Source organism: Prescottella equi (assembly GCF_002094305.1).
Classification (GTDB): Bacteria; Actinomycetota; Actinomycetes; order Mycobacteriales; family Mycobacteriaceae; genus Prescottella; species Prescottella equi.
Genome location: NZ_LWTX01000001.1, coordinates 593,390 through 607,712 on the forward strand (window position 1 = coordinate 593,390; position 14,323 = coordinate 607,712).

The following is a 14,323-nucleotide window of genomic DNA, read 5'->3' on the forward strand; positions in this document are numbered from 1 at the left end:
GCGATCAGTCGAACAGCACGACGCCGCGAATGTTCTTGCCTTCGTGCATGTCGATGAAGCCCTGGGCGATGTCGTCGAGCTTGTAGGTGGTGGTGACGAGCTTGTCGAGTTCGAGCTTGCCGGCCTTGTACATCTCGACCATCCACGGGATGTCCGCGCTCGGGGCGGAGGCGCCGAACAGCGACCCCTGGATGCGCTTCTGGTACAGCGTCAGCTCGAGCAGGCTGATCGGCAGCCCGACGTCCTCCATCTTGCCGAGACCGGTGACGACGCACGTGCCGGCCTTGCGGATCGACGAGAAGGCCTGCGCGACATGCTCACCGGTGGTGACACCGACCGTGACGATGGCCGCGTCCGCGCCCTGCCCGTTGGTGAACGAGCGCGCGATCTCGGTGGCCTCCTCCATCGTGGCCACAGCGTGGGTGGCACCGAACTCGAGAGCCGCATTGCGCTTGAACTCGACCGGATCGACCGCGATGATGTGTGACGCCCCCGCGTGCGCCGCGCCCTGGACGGCGTTGATGCCGATGCCGCCGATGCCCATGACGATGACCGTGTGCCCGGGGTAGACCTCGGCCGAGTTCACGGCGGCGCCCCAGCCGGTGCCGACGCCGCAGCCCAGCAGGCACAGGGTCTCGAGGGGGAGATCCTTGTCGACCTTGACGGCGGAATCGATGCTGACCGTGGTGTATTCGCTGAACGTGCCGAGTCCGCAGGTCTGCGCGACGGGTGCGCCGTCGAGCGTCAGCCGGTAGCTGTTCGGGTCGTCGGGGCGGCCGCCGGTCATGATCGCGGCGCCGCGGTCGCAGAGGTTCTGCAGGCCCTTGGCGCACCAGCGGCAGCGGCCGCAGCCGGCGAGGAACGAGAAGATGACGTGGTCGCCCACCTCCCAGCCGACGGTGTGCGGTCCGACCTCGACGACGATGCCGGCGCCCTCGTGGCCGCCGCAGATCGGGTAGCGGCCCACGCCGTGGTCGCCCTTGGCGATGTGATCGTCGGAGTGGCACAGGCCCGACGCGACCATCTTGACGGTGAGCTCGTTCTGGCGGGGGCCCTCGAGTTCGAGTTCGACCACCTTGTAGGTGCCGGGCGCTTCGGTGATGACGGCGGCGCGGGTCTTCACGGGGTTCCTCCTGGCTGGATCGCAATGTTGTGGTGCGCATCACTATCTGCCCGGACGGTCTGTTTCCGTGTGACCGGTCTCACTCACTGGAACCGGGTTACAGTCCGACGTCGCGCGACAGCAGATCCGCGGCCGTCTCCCGGCGGATCAGTTCGCGCGCGCAGCCCCCGCGGACTGCCACCATCGGCGGTCTCCCGACGCTGTTGTAGGTCGACGCGAGGCAGTGGTGGTAGGCGCCGGTGCACGGCACCGCCAGGACGTCCCCGGGATGCAGATCGCACGGCAGGGACACGTCGCGGGCGAGTACGTCCCCGGCCTCGCAATGCCGTCCGACGACCGTCACAGGCATGTGAGCGCCGGTCGGATGCCGGTTGGCGACCGCGACGTCGTAGTGGGCGCCGTACAGCGCCACCCGGGGGTTGTCGCTCATACCGCCGTCGACCGCGACGAATGTCCTTCCACCCGAACCGGTCTTGATCGACACCACGCGGTACAGCGTGACGCCGGCGCGTGCGACGATTCCGCGTCCGGGCTCGAGGGTGATGTCCGGTCGTGGGAACCGATTGCGGGCGCACGCCTCGTCGAGCGCGTCGTCGAGGACTCCCGCCAGGCGGGTGAGATCGATCTGCGGATCGCCCGGGAGATACGGGACGGCGTGCCCGCCACCGAGGTTCAGGTTGGTGAGGATCACCCCGTGATCGCGTCGGATCTGCTCCATCCGGCCGATCATCCGCTCGACGGCCGATGCGAAGAGTTCGACGTCGGTGATCTGGGAACCGAGGTGACAGTGCAGTCCGACGAGTTCGAGAGACGGTTGCTCGAGCACGAGGCGGACTGCGGCGTCGAGGTGACCGCCGTTGATCGGGAACCCGAACTTCTGGTCGTCGACGCCGGTCGTGACCGCCGGGTGGCCGTGGATGTCGATGTCCGGAGTCGCACGGACGAGCACCCTCTGCCGGCGTCGGGCGAGGGAGGCCAGCAGTCGGATCTCGGTGTGCGAGTCGACGACGATCCGCCCGACCCCGACGCCCACCGCGGTGCGAAGTTCCGTCGCCGTCTTGGCGTTGCCGTGCAGGATGATCCGGCTGGGATCCACCCCTGCGGACCGCGCGATCGCGAGTTCGCCCTCGGAGCAGACGTCGAGGGACAGGCCCTCGCTCGTCACCCAGTCGGCGACGGCGCGGGTCGTCAGTGCCTTGGCGGCATAGGCGATCTCGGACTCGGGGAAGGCGGTTCGGTAGGCGCGGCACCGGTGCCGGACGTCGTCCTCGTCGAGCACGTACGTCGGCGTGCCGTACTGGTCGGCGATGTCGTCGAGCGCGACGCCGCCCACCCGGATCCGGCCGCGCTCGTCGTGATCAGTGGTGACCGGCCACAGTGCCGGATCGAGACGCGGGGCCATCGCGGCGCGGAGCGAGGGAAATATGTCGAGCAGGGTCACCGGCGTCTCCTGGGGGGCGCCCGCGTTCCGGTCGGAGCGGGTTCACCTTCAGGACTACGCCGACGCCCTGCTCGGTGGTCGGTTCTTGACGGGGACTTGACGGGGGCCGCGGCAGCCCTGACGCGCGGTTGACGCCGCGGTCAGCCGCCCAGCTTCTTGTAGAACGTGCCGACGATGGGTGCGATCGCGGCGCGCGGGCTGTACTGCCCCGCGACCGACATGCCCTTGCTGAGGATGCCGGGCACGATGCGCATCTTGTTCTCCGCGAGCGCGTCCAGCGACACCTTCGCGACGTACTCGCTGGAGATCCACAGGAAGTCGGGTACCAGCTTGTCGACGATCGACGCCTCGGCCGGGTCCGGAGTCTCGGTGCGCACCGGGCCGGGCGCGAGGAGGGTGACGTTGACGCCGCTGCCCTTCAGTTCGCCGCGTAGCGACTCGGAGAACGTGTTCACGAACGCCTTCGTCGCCGCGTAGGTGGCGTTGTTCGGGATCGGCATGTTTCCGGCGGCGGAGCCCACCATGAGGATCGCACCGGACTTGCGGGCGACCATGCCCGGCAGAACGGCGAGCGTCAGGTCGTGCACGGCGACGGCGTTGAGCTCGACCTGGTCGCGCTCGTAGCTCGGATCCAGGTCGACGACCGGACCGAACGTCGCGATGCCCGCGTTGTTGCACAGGATCGAGATCTCCCGCTCGGCCAGTTCGGCGACGAGCGGGGCCCGACCGTCGCGGTCGGACAGGTCGACGGCGCGGACCTCGACCTCCACGCCGTGCTTCTCGCGCAACTCGGCGGCGAGCTTCTCCATGATGTCGCCGCGGCGGGCGACCAGAATCAGCGAGTGCCCGCGCGCGGCCAGTTCGGCGGCGAGGGCCTCGCCGATGCCGGAGGAGGCGCCGGTCACGACCGCGCGGGCGTCAGGGGTGGGATTCGGCAGGCTCACGACAGTGCAGCGTAGCGGGTCGTCGGGAAGGCGGTGGTCACGCGCTCAGATCCGCGCCGCGAGACGCGTGCCCTGTTCGATTGCGCGTTTGGCGTCGAGTTCGGCGGCGACGTCGGCGCCACCGATGACGTGCGTCGTGACGCCGGCCACGGTCAACTCGTCGACCAGGTCGCGCACCGACTCCTGACCCGCGCAGACCACCACGGTGTCCACCTCGAGTGTGCGTGGATTCTCGTGCTTCTCGCCGAAGGTGATGTGCAGGCCCGCGTCGTCGATGCGTTCGTAGTTGACGCCGGAAAGTTCTTGCACTCCCTTGGCCTTCAACGCGGCGCGGTGCACCCAACCGGTGGTCTTCGCGAGTCCGGCGCCGATACGGCCGGGTTTGCGTTGCAGTAGGAACACCTCACGGGGCGACGGCGACGGCTGCGGGACGGTGAGTGCGCCGGGCGCCGATTCGGGGTCGGTCACCCCCCACTCACGCTTCCACTCCGCGACGTCGAGCGTGGGGGAGTGCGCGTGGGTGAGGAATTCGCTCACATCGACGCCGATGCCACCCGCACCGATCACCGCGACGGACCGGCCGACGGGCCTGCCGTCGCGGACCGCCTCGGCGTACGAGAGCACCTTCGGGTGGTCGATGCCCGGGATGGCGGGCACGCGCGGGGTGACGCCGGTCGCGATCACCACCTCGTCGTAGCCGGCGTCGATCAGGTCCACCGCGTCGACGCGGGTGCCGAGGCGCACGTCGACGCCCGCGAGATCGAGCTGACGCCGGAAGTACCGGATGGTCTCGGCGAACTCCTCCTTGCCGGGGATCTTCTGCGCGATCCCGAACTGGCCACCGATCTCGTCGCGCGCCTCGAACAGCGTGACGGCGTGCCCACGCTGGGCCAGGTTGAGCGCCGCGGACGACCCGGCGGGTCCGGCGCCGACGACGGCGAGGTTCTTCTTGCGCCGTGTCGGCAGCAGCGTCAGCTCGGTCTCCCGGCCGGCTCGTGGATTGAGCAGGCACGAGACGTGCTTGTTGACGAACGCGTGGTCGAGGCACGCCTGGTTGCACGCGATGCACGTGTTGATCTCGTCGGGCGCGCCCGCTTCGGCCTTGCGTACCCACTGCGGGTCCGCCAGCATGGGCCGAGCCATCGAGATCAGTTGCACCTCACCGCGCGTGAGGATGTCCTCCGCGATCTCGGGCATGTTGATCCGGTTCGACGCCACCACCGGAATCGACACGTGCTTGGCAAGCTTCTCGGTGACGTCCACGAACGCGGCCCGTGGCACCGACGTCACGATGGTCGGCACCCGGGACTCGTGCCAGCCGATGTCGGTGTTGATGACGGTCGCGCCCGCGGCCTCGACTTCCTGTGCGAGCGCGACGATTTCGTCCCAGCTCTGACCGCCCTCGACCAGATCCGCCATCGACAGCCGGAAGAGGATCACGAAGTTCGGCCCCACCGCCGCGCGAGTGCGGCGCACGATCTCGACGGCCATCCGGCGGCGGTTCTGCGGTGTACCGCCCCACTCGTCGGTGCGTTTGTTGGTCCGTTCGCACAGGAACTGGTTGACGAAGTAGCCCTCGCCGCCCATGATCTCGACTCCGTCGTACCCGGCCGAGCGGGCCAGGCGGGCGCAGCGTACGAAGTTGCGGATCTGCCACCGCACGCCGCGGCTCGTCAGTCGGCGCGGCCGAAAGGGATTGATGGGCGCCTTGATCGACGACGCGCTGACACTGAAAGGCTGGTAGCTGTATCGGCCCGCGTGCAGGATCTGCAGCGCGATCTTGCCGCCCGCATCGTGCACGGCTCGGGTGATCGTGCGATGCCTGCGGGCCTCGAACCGGTTGGTGAGCTTGGCGCCGAACGGCAGCAGCCACCCGGTCCGGTTGGGGGCGTAGCCGCCGGTGACGATGAGGCCGACGCCGCCGCGGGCGCGTTCGGCGTAGAACTCGGCCAGACGCGCGGTGTTCTTCGCGCGGTCCTCGAGTCCGGTGTGCATCGAACCCATGACGACGCGGTTCCTCAACGTCGTGAATCCGAGGTCGAGGGGTGCGAGCAGATGCGGGAACGGGGAAGTCATGCCGGGCCTTTCGGTCGGGTCAGGGCTGTTCCGAGTCCGCTTCGGACCCGAGGGCGGCGAGCACCTCGTCGCACCAGTCGACGAAGCCCTGCTCGACGCGGATGCCGCCGCGCAGGACGAGGAACTGGTGCAAGGCGCGGCCGCTGCGGGGGCGGGACTCGGGGAAGTCGTGGTCGGCGATGCGGTGGTACAGGTCCAGGCGCGCGGCGTGCTCGTCGCGGTGCCGGCGCACCTCGGCGAGCAACGAACCAGAGTCCCCGTACGAGGCGCCGCGGATCTTCACGGCGAGTTCGTTGCGCAGGTGTCCCGGTTCGGTGGGCTCGGCGATCCAGCGGGCAAGTTCGGCCCGTCCGGCGGTCGAGACGCGGTACACCTTCTTGTCGGGGCGGCCGTCCTGTGCGATCGCTTCGCCCGTGACCCATCCTGCGTCGTCCATCCGCTTGAGTACGCGGTAGATCTGCTGGTGGGTGGCACTCCAGAAGAAGCCGATCGATCTGTCGAACCGGCGCGCGAGTTCGTACCCCGAGCCGGACTGCTCGCTGAGGGACACGAGGATCGCGTGTTCGAGTGCCACACGCCCATTCTCTATGCAACGAGGTGAATATGCAATCGGGCGTATAAACAGAACGGGTGTCCCGGAACGCTCCGGGACACCCGTTCTCCGGGAAGAGTCGTCAGACGAGGTCTCGACCCGTCCGGCGGGCTGCCACCCACTCGCGGATCACACCGCGCGTGATGACGAACAGTGTCGCGGCCACCAGAACCGGCCAGATCAGGACGTACACGGTCAGCACTGCAGCATTCACGAAAAGCCTCCTGGGGCGAATCGAGTGGATCGGATGAGACGCGGTGGTCAGTTGCGTGCCGGCGTCTCGTCCCGCGTCGGGCGGTCGTCGTCTGCGCCGGTGGGCCGATCGAAGTCGCCCACTCGTTGCTCGATCGTCGCGAAGTCGAAAGTGTCGGGATTGCGCACCGACATCGAGAAACAGACGACCGTGCTCACGGCGTAGGCGACGAGTGAGCCGCTGAGTGTCGCGTAGTCGTGGAGGAATCCGATGCCGAAGGGCGCGGTGACGACGACGGCGACGATGCCGACGATCTTGGCGATTCGGAGTCCGAAGAAGCCGAACGCCATCAATCCCGCGACCACACCCACGCCGACGACCGAAGCGACGTCGATGAGGAACCCGGATGCGCCGTCCGTGGGAAGCCAGCCGAACCGCACCGGCAGGAAGGTCGCGACGGCGGAGATCGTCGCCACCGTGAACGCCTTGTTGGAGACCTTGTTCCAGTAGAAGCTGGCGATGACGGGGAAGACGAGTGCGCCCCAGAGTGCGCCGACGAACACCAGCAGATCCAGAATGTTCAGCCTCATGCTGGCGAACGCGACGGCCAGAGCGGTCGCGACGATCATGGTCGCGCGGCCGATCAGCAGCATTCGGCGCGGATCGGCTTTCGACCTGCCGGCGACCGTGTGGCCGTAGCCGTCGGTCATCACGATGGACGACAGCGCCGCCAGGTCCGAATCGGCGGTCGAGGACAACGCGCCGAGGACGAGCAGGAAGAACAGAGCGACGAGAATCGCGGGCAGGTAGGTGCCGGCCATCTGCGGGATGAGGTTGTTGACATCGCCGTCCAGCGGTTCGATGCCGAGATAGAGCGCGAGCACGCCGAACATGCCGATCCCGATCACGGTCGAGCCGTAACCGACGGCGGCCGTGACGAACGTCGGTTTGATGAGGTCCTCGCGGACCGCGAACAACCGTTGCGCGATCGTCTGATTGCCGATCGCGTACGCGAGTACCGCGGCGATGTACGGCGCCCCCTGGTTGAAGAAGGCTTCGCTGGAGAAGAAATTGCCCTGGGCGGGAGTCAGATTCGCCGCGCCCGTCTCGAACGCGGCCGGGAACCCGGCGGCGAAGAACACGATCGGGATCAGTACGACGACGGCGCCGAGCATTCCCAGCAACTGGATCACATCGGTCAGCACGGACGCGCGGAATCCGGACCACAGGGTGTACAGCAGCACGCCGCCCGCGATGACGAGCACGCCCTGGATGAAGTTGAGTGGCGACAGCAACGAGATCAGCACGCCGCCCGCGATGAAGTTGGACATCAGGCTGATGAGGCTGCCGACGACGTTGGAGCCGGCCAGCATGAGCTGGCTGGACCGACCGTGGCGCGCGTACATGATCTCGGCGAGCGTGTGCGCCCGCGGCGCCAGCGTCCGGATCCGCCGGCCGAAGGGATAGATGAACAGGATCATCAGTGCGCCCCACAGCCCGTAGTGGATGGGGCCGGAGATCCCGTAGGTGTATCCGGAGGTCGCCGACGCGTACATCGACGACGCCCAGATCCAGGTGGCCGTCATGCTGGCGGCGGAGATGCCGAAACCGACGTGGTTTCCGGCGGTCATGAAGTTGTCGGCGTTCTCGTTCTTCCTGCCGATGCGAAGGGATATGAGAAATGTTCCTCCGTAGAAGAACAGCAGCAGCAGGACAATTGCCACGGCACTGAATTGGACGAGTTCGGGAACGTCCATTCGTTACCTCCTTGACATTTATTCGCACAAAAACGGGTCGCGAAATTCCGACGCGAGCCGGCGCCGGCGAGGGGTGCCGTGGGCCGCGCGGTGGCGCTGCGCACGGGGCGGTGCCGGTGCCGCTGCGCAGCCGTGTTCGCGACTCCGGGAGTGCGAAATCTGTTCGGTCCGAGCGGGTCATGTCCCTCGACGCGGCTCGTGGACCGACGGGGCCGAGGCGGCACACGACGCCCGTCGGCGCGGGAGTTGCCTGCGCCGACGGGCGTACGGATGCGCACGAGGTGCGGTATTCGCAGGTCGTGCGCGAGGATCGACGAGTTCCGGATCAGGAGTCCGCGCGTATTGTGCACAGAATCGTCGAAGCATTCCCATCAGTCGTCGTGAAGTGTAACACGCACAAAATTGCTTCCGGGATTTCGTCCCGCGAAATTGAAAGGCCTGCAGAAATTTGATAGAAGGATGGATTCCCTTTTTTGGGGGTGGTTCCGGGGTGCGGGTGATCGGGCGCCGACGTCGGTCGGCGACACGGACGCGCACGTCGTCCTGCGGTTCTCGCCCGACTACGTAGGCTCACCGCCATGGGTGCGGAAGTGGTCGGCGAAGCAGGCATCGGGCAGGCGGCGTCCCGCCGGCAGGTCGCGGCGTGGGGACTGTGGGACTGGGGCAGCGCGGCTTTCAACGCCGTCATCGTCACGTTCGTCTTCTCCGTCTACCTCACCGACGCGGTGGGTGACGACCTCCCGGGATCGATCTCGGCGAGCACCTGGCTCGGGTGGTCACTCGGCATCGCAGGCTTCTTCATCGCCGTCCTCGCGCCGGTCAGCGGCCAGAGGTTCGACGCGACCGGGCGCCGCAAACGGTCGCTCGCCTTGCTGACGTTCCTGACGATCGCGACCATGGCGGCGATGTTCCTCGTCGTCGACGACTACCACTACCTGTGGCTCGGACTGGTGCTGCTCGGCGTCGGCTCTGTCATCTTCGAGCTGGCGGGTGTGCCGTACAACGCGATGATGCGGCAGGTGTCCACCCCCGAGAACATCGGCCGGGTATCCGGTTTCGGCTGGGCCATGGGCTATTTCGGCGGGATCGTCCTGCTGCTCGTGTGCTATCTCGGGTTCATCGCGGGCGACGGCGACAGCCGCGGACTGCTGGGGCTGACCACCGAAGGTGGCCTCAACATCCGGCTCGTCGCGCTCCTCGCGGCAGCGTGGTTCGCGGTGTTCGCCTTGCCGGTTCTCTTCGCGGTGCCGGAACTTCCGCGCAGTGCCGCCGATCCCGGCGCCGCCAAGGCGGGATTCGTCGAGTCGTACCGCGTCCTGTGGCGCGATCTGAAGGACCTCTGGGAGGCGGACCGGCGGACGGTCTGGTTCCTGATCGCCAGTGCACTGTTCCGCGACGGGCTGGCCGGAGTCTTCACGTTCGGTGCCGTGCTCGCGGTCAACGTGTACGGGATGGCGTCGGACAGCGTCCTGCTGTTCGGAGTCGCTGCCAACGTCGTCGCCGCACTCGGCGCGATCGTCGCCGGGCGTCTGGACGACCGAGTCGGCCCGAAGGCGGTCATCGTCGCGTCACTGGTCTCCATGATCGCGGTCGGTGTCGTGCTGATCGGTGTCTCGGGGACGCTGCTCTTCTGGATCTTCGGCCTCTTGCTGTGCCTCTTCGTCGGGCCCGCACAGTCGTCGGCTCGCACCTTCCTCGCGCGCATCACCCCGCCGGGCCGGGAAGGTCAGTTGTTCGGTCTCTACGCCACCACGGGCCGCGCGGTGTCGTTCCTCGCGCCGACACTGTTCGGTTTCTTCGCCTGGTGGTTCGGCGCCGACCGGGCGGGCATCGTCGGGTTGCTTGTCGTCCTGGGGATCGGCCTCGCCGCGCTGGCCGCGGTGCGGGCGCCGGAGCGCGACACGGCCGAATCTCTCCCCACGTGACATGCGGTCACCGCGGGTCAGTCCTTGAAGTACACCAGCTGGTGGGTGGTGGCGAGCAGGGCTCCGTCGTGGCCCCAGATCTCACCGGACTGGTCGAAGTAGCCCTTTCCGAACCGCTGCGCTCGGGCGGTGGCGAGGACGGCGTCGTCGGCCTGCGCGGCGAGCAACGTCGCGTCGGCGTGGAAGTACACCGTGAGTGAGACGGTGCCCGCGGGCAGGTACCGACCCAGACGCAGGAACGCGCGCGGGTAGAAGACGTCGCACAGCGATGTCAGTGCCGGAAAGTCCAGCGCTCGCGGCGGGGCGTCGCGCACCCACATCGTGGTCGTCGAATCCGGCTGTCCGCCCGCTTCGGGAGTGGGGAGCTCGCCGGTGACGAACCGCATCTCGTAATTGCGCGCCCACGCGATGAAGTCGGGGAAACCTGCAGCGGCCACGTCATCGGCGGGCGGGGCCGGGGGCGCCTCGATCTCGGTGGACGCCCACGTATCCCGGCGATTGCCGAATACCGCGGTGGCCGTCGTCGTGACGACGCCGTCCTGGGCGAGCTCGATGTTCCAGTGCTGCGTAGACCGATTCGTCCGCGTCGGGCGGGCGGACACCTCGAACGCGCCGTCGGCGATGGGACCCGCGAAGTTCACCGTGAGGGACAGCGGGTCGCCCAGACGTTCGGGATGTTGCTGGACCGCGCGCAGCAGGGTCGCGGCGGTGATGCCACCGAACGGACCCACCATGTTCGCGTACGCGGGGGAGGTGTGGCCCAGGAAGACGCCGGGTGCGCCCAACTCGGGGGAGAGTTCGACGGCCACGTCGAACGGGTGCGTAGGTGCGACGATCTGGGTCACGACCACTCCTGACAGCTGACGATCCGGTTCTAAGTATGACAACATACATAGAAGCGGACGGCAACCGTGCGACGGCGGAAGGTGACGACATGGCGAGGCGGCAGGACCCCGGGGCCGGGCCCCGGGCCGCAATGATCGACAGCGCGGTCGCGCTCATCCGTGAGCAGGGCGTCGCTGCGACGTCGTTCGCCGACGTGCTCGCGCACAGCGGCGCGCCCCGCGGTTCGATCTATCACCACTTCCCGGGCGGTAAGTCGCAGCTCGTCGAGGAGGCCACCCAGTCCGCCGCCGCCTACCTGGGCCGCGGTGTGGCCCGGGTGCTCGAGTCGGGTGACACCGTGTCGGCGCTGCGGGCGCTCGTCGATCTGTGGCGCCGCGGGCTCGAGGCAACGGATTACGAGGCGGGATGCCCCATCGTCGCGGCGGCTCTGGGCACCGAGCGCGGCGCGCGTGAGGTCGCCGGCGTCACCTTCGCCGAGTGGTGCGAGCTGATCGCCGCGAGTCTCGTCGAGGACGGGGTGCCTCAGGACCGGTCGGCGTCGCTGGCGGTGTTGGTGGTCAGTGCTCTCGAGGGCGCGCTCGTGATGGCCCAGGCGCAGGGCACGTCGGCGCCACTCGACGCCGTCGTCGACGAACTCGAGGTGCTGCTGCGCGCGTGACCGTAGGTCAGGCCTGCGCCACGCGGGCGAGGATCGCGTCCGCCAGCGCGTCCGGATGCTCCTCCGGGATCCAGTGGCTCGCGCCGTCGAGGACCACGAAACGGTAGGACGCATCGACGAACTCGGCGCACCGCTTGGCGGCCGCCGGCCCGAGCGCCGGGTCTGCGGTACTCCACACATACGTCGTCGGCACCCGGACGGGCGGTAGATCGCCGAACGCCCGGGTCATAGCGCGGTACCAGTTCATCGCTGCCGTGAGCGCACCCGGCTGCGACAGCAGACGCACGTGCTCCTCCACCAGTTCTGGGTCGTTCCCGTCGCCGAACATGGCGCGCAGGCGACGCGAATCGTCTTCGAGCAGAACGGCTTCAGCCTTCCCTTCCTGGCGGAGCAGGCCGATGTAGCCGGACCGGCGCTGCTGATCGGCATCCTCCCTCAGCGCCCACCCGAACGCGGCCGGGTGCGGAACCGAGACCGCGGTGAGGCTGCGGATCCGTTCCGGATGGCCCCCGGCGACCTGCCAGGCGACGGCCGCACCCCAGTCGTGGCCGACCAGGTGCGCCGACTCGATGTCGTAGGCGTCGAGCAGTCCGACGACGTCGCCGACGAGACGGTCGAAGCGGTACTCGTCCACCCGCTCCGGCCGGGCGTCGGGGGAGTAACCGCGCTGGTTCGGGGCGATGACCCGCAGACCGGCGCGCACCAGGCGCGGGGTGACCGGGCGCCACGACGCCGAACTCTCCGGGAAACCGTGCAGCAGGAGGATCGGGGTTCCGTCGTCGGGGCCCGCGACGGTGACATCGAAGGTCAGTTCGCCCAGGCGCACGCGATCGGTCCGTGAGTCGTCGGTCATTGCGCCACGGTAGCGGAATCGCTATGGGCGCGCCGGTTTCCACCCGCCCATGCCGATCGTGATCAGCCGCAGTTGCTTCGCGGTGCGGTCGATCACCGCCCGTTCGTCGGCCGAACCGGGGCGATCGACCTCGAGCAGATCGACGACCGCGGCCAGCATCGCCTGCACGATCAAGTCTGCGGCCATCTCGAGGTCCGGGGCATCCCAGTCGCCCAGCGCCGGCATGCGTCCGAGGTCGATGGTGAGTTCGCTGACGAACAGGCGCAGTTCGGTCGCGATCGCACGCCGCACCTCCGGGACGCCGCCGTACCGTTCGCGGGCGACGAACCGGAACTCGGCCTCGTGGGCGCGCACCTGGCGCACGAGGATGTCGAGGGAGTCGCGGGCGTTTCTGCTGCTCGGAGTGCGCCGGGCGTCCCGCAGCATTCGGCGCAGCACGCGCATGCTGTCCTCCGCCAGCACGACGCCGAGTTCGTCCATCGACGCGAAGTGCCGGTAGAAGGCCGTGGGCACGATGCCCGCGGCGCGCGCGACCTCACGCAGGCTCACGCTCGCGAAAGTGCGGTCGGCGTGGAGTTCGAGTGCCCGGTCCAGCAAGGCCTGCCGCGTGCGCTCCTTGCGCTGCGCGCGGGTCTCCACCGGTTCGGTCACGGCGTCGAGTCTAGGCATCGGGTCCCGGGCACCGTCCGGGTCGTGCAGTGATCGCCGTCACGCGCCTCCGGGATTGACAGGTAGGGGGTAATCGCGTTCACACTAATCAGTGTACGAGTGTGCACTGAAAATCTCTCGTGAGGAGATGATCATGACGACGACTTCCCCGGAGCGAGCGCGCCGACGGCCGCTGCTGTCGCTGCTCGAGGCGCTCGCCACCCCCCATGCGGTCGACCGTTACCTCGAGTTGCTCGACCCGATGGCGACCGCTCGCGACATGCGGGCCCGCGTCGTGCGGGTCGAACGCCCCACATCGGATTCGGTGGTGCTCGATCTGCGGCCCACCAGGCAGTGGCGCGGCTTCGCGGCGGGCCAGTTCGTGCAACTCGGCGTCGTGATCGACGGCGTGCGGCACACCCGGTGCTATTCGCCCACCGGTGCCCAGGGCGGGGCGCGGGACTCGATTCGGCTGATCGTGCGGGCGCACCCCGGCGGGCTGGTCTCGCAGTATCTCGTCCGCGAGGCGGCTGTGGGAATGGTGCTCGACCTGTCTACGGCGGCAGGCGAATTCACACTGCCCGAGCCGCGACCGGCGCAGGTGGTCCTCGTCAGCGGCGGTAGCGGGATCACTCCGGTGCTGTCGATGCTGCGCACCCTCGTCGACGAGGGGTTCGCCGGGTCTGTCGCGTTCCTGCACTACACCCGCACGCTGGACGACGTTCCCGTCCCGGGCGAGTTGCGCGCGATCGATCAGGCGCACGACAACGTGACTGTCCGCGTCGTCGAGACCTCGGTCGACGGGCGGTTCCGGCGCGAGCACCTCGACGCCGTGGCGCCGTGGTTCGGGCCGGAATCGGAGGTGTTCGTGTGCGGTCCGGACACGCTCTCGGCGGCGGTCGAGGAGATGCTCGACGCCGAAGGATTCGGTGAACAGATGCACACCGAACGGTTTCGGATCGACCCGCCGGCGGCCTCCGGACCGGCGGACGGCGTCGTGTCCTTCACGCGCAGCGGCGTCACCGCGGAGAACACCGGAGCCAGCCTGCTCGACCAGGCCGAGGCCGCGGGTCTGCAGCCGGAATTCGGCTGCCGGATGGGCATCTGCTTCTCGTGCACCGCGGTCAAACGGTCCGGGCGCACCCGCAACCTGCGCACCGGTGATACCCACGACGACCCGGAGCAGTCGATCCAACTGTGCATCTCGGCGCCGGTCGGGGACGTCGAGATCGATGTCTGACCTACCGGTCCACCACGACCAGAGGAG

General features: G+C 68.4%; 13 protein-coding genes. 3 read left to right on the forward strand and 10 right to left on the reverse strand.

Annotated elements, in window-relative coordinates; all coding sequences use genetic code 11:
- Positions 1 to 4: 4 nt before the first annotated feature.
- From A6I89_RS02915 to A6I89_RS02940, 7 genes are all read right to left on the reverse strand, one after another.
- Positions 5 to 1,123: an NDMA-dependent alcohol dehydrogenase gene (locus tag A6I89_RS02915; RefSeq protein WP_005512136.1), complete on the reverse strand. Its 1,119-nt coding sequence runs from the start codon at positions 1,121 to 1,123 to the stop codon at positions 5 to 7.
- 97 nt (positions 1,124 to 1,220) lie between these two features.
- Positions 1,221 to 2,564 (reverse strand): diaminopimelate decarboxylase, encoded by a 1,344-nt coding sequence (gene lysA / locus A6I89_RS02920; RefSeq protein ID WP_022596832.1) that lies wholly within the window; start codon positions 2,562 to 2,564, stop codon positions 1,221 to 1,223.
- A gap of 140 nt (positions 2,565 to 2,704) precedes the next feature.
- Positions 2,705 to 3,508, reverse strand: coding sequence for a mycolate reductase (gene cmrA, locus A6I89_RS02925; protein WP_005512138.1), 804 nt, complete (start codon positions 3,506 to 3,508; stop codon positions 2,705 to 2,707).
- Positions 3,509 to 3,553: 45 nt separating this feature from the next.
- Positions 3,554 to 5,584, reverse strand: a complete 2,031-nt coding sequence (locus tag A6I89_RS02930; protein WP_022596830.1) for an NADPH-dependent 2,4-dienoyl-CoA reductase — start codon at positions 5,582 to 5,584, stop codon at positions 3,554 to 3,556.
- A gap of 19 nt (positions 5,585 to 5,603) precedes the next feature.
- Positions 5,604 to 6,158, reverse strand: coding sequence for a PadR family transcriptional regulator (locus tag A6I89_RS02935; RefSeq protein ID WP_022596829.1), 555 nt, complete (start codon positions 6,156 to 6,158; stop codon positions 5,604 to 5,606).
- Between the two features lie 100 nt (positions 6,159 to 6,258).
- A complete protein-coding gene (locus tag A6I89_RS24770; RefSeq protein ID WP_037084035.1) occupies positions 6,259 to 6,390 on the reverse strand; it encodes a putative transporter small subunit in 132 nt (43 codons plus the stop codon).
- 47 nt (positions 6,391 to 6,437) lie between these two features.
- A complete protein-coding gene (locus A6I89_RS02940) occupies positions 6,438 to 8,126 on the reverse strand; it encodes a sodium:solute symporter family protein (RefSeq protein ID WP_013416555.1) in 1,689 nt (562 codons plus the stop codon).
- 578 nt (positions 8,127 to 8,704) lie between these two features.
- Between A6I89_RS02940 and A6I89_RS02945 the strand changes: the two genes are divergently transcribed.
- The gene (locus A6I89_RS02945; RefSeq protein ID WP_022596828.1) at positions 8,705 to 10,051 is read left to right on the forward strand and encodes an MFS transporter; all 1,347 of its coding nucleotides are present in this window, start codon (positions 8,705 to 8,707) and stop codon (positions 10,049 to 10,051) included.
- A 17-nt stretch (positions 10,052 to 10,068) separates the two neighbouring features.
- Here A6I89_RS02945 and A6I89_RS02950 read toward each other — a convergent pair whose 3' ends face one another.
- Positions 10,069 to 10,896: an acyl-CoA thioesterase gene (locus A6I89_RS02950; RefSeq protein ID WP_044991277.1), complete on the reverse strand. Its 828-nt coding sequence runs from the start codon at positions 10,894 to 10,896 to the stop codon at positions 10,069 to 10,071.
- Between the two features lie 89 nt (positions 10,897 to 10,985).
- Between A6I89_RS02950 and A6I89_RS02955 the strand changes: the two genes are divergently transcribed.
- Complete coding sequence (locus A6I89_RS02955; RefSeq protein WP_022596826.1) at positions 10,986 to 11,555, forward strand: TetR/AcrR family transcriptional regulator; 570 nt, start codon at positions 10,986 to 10,988, stop codon at positions 11,553 to 11,555.
- Between the two features lie 7 nt (positions 11,556 to 11,562).
- On the opposite strand, the gene A6I89_RS02960 is transcribed toward A6I89_RS02955, so the two are convergent.
- Complete coding sequence (locus tag A6I89_RS02960) at positions 11,563 to 12,408, reverse strand: alpha/beta fold hydrolase (RefSeq protein ID WP_022596825.1); 846 nt, start codon at positions 12,406 to 12,408, stop codon at positions 11,563 to 11,565.
- Positions 12,409 to 12,429: 21 nt separating this feature from the next.
- Positions 12,430 to 13,077 (reverse strand): TetR family transcriptional regulator, encoded by a 648-nt coding sequence (locus A6I89_RS02965; RefSeq protein ID WP_044991252.1) that lies wholly within the window; start codon positions 13,075 to 13,077, stop codon positions 12,430 to 12,432.
- Positions 13,078 to 13,210: 133 nt separating this feature from the next.
- On the opposite strand from A6I89_RS02965, the gene A6I89_RS02970 reads away from it, so the two are divergent.
- Positions 13,211 to 14,296, forward strand: coding sequence for a ferredoxin reductase (locus tag A6I89_RS02970; RefSeq protein WP_022596824.1), 1,086 nt, complete (start codon positions 13,211 to 13,213; stop codon positions 14,294 to 14,296).
- The last annotated feature ends 27 nt before the right edge of the window (positions 14,297 to 14,323 follow it).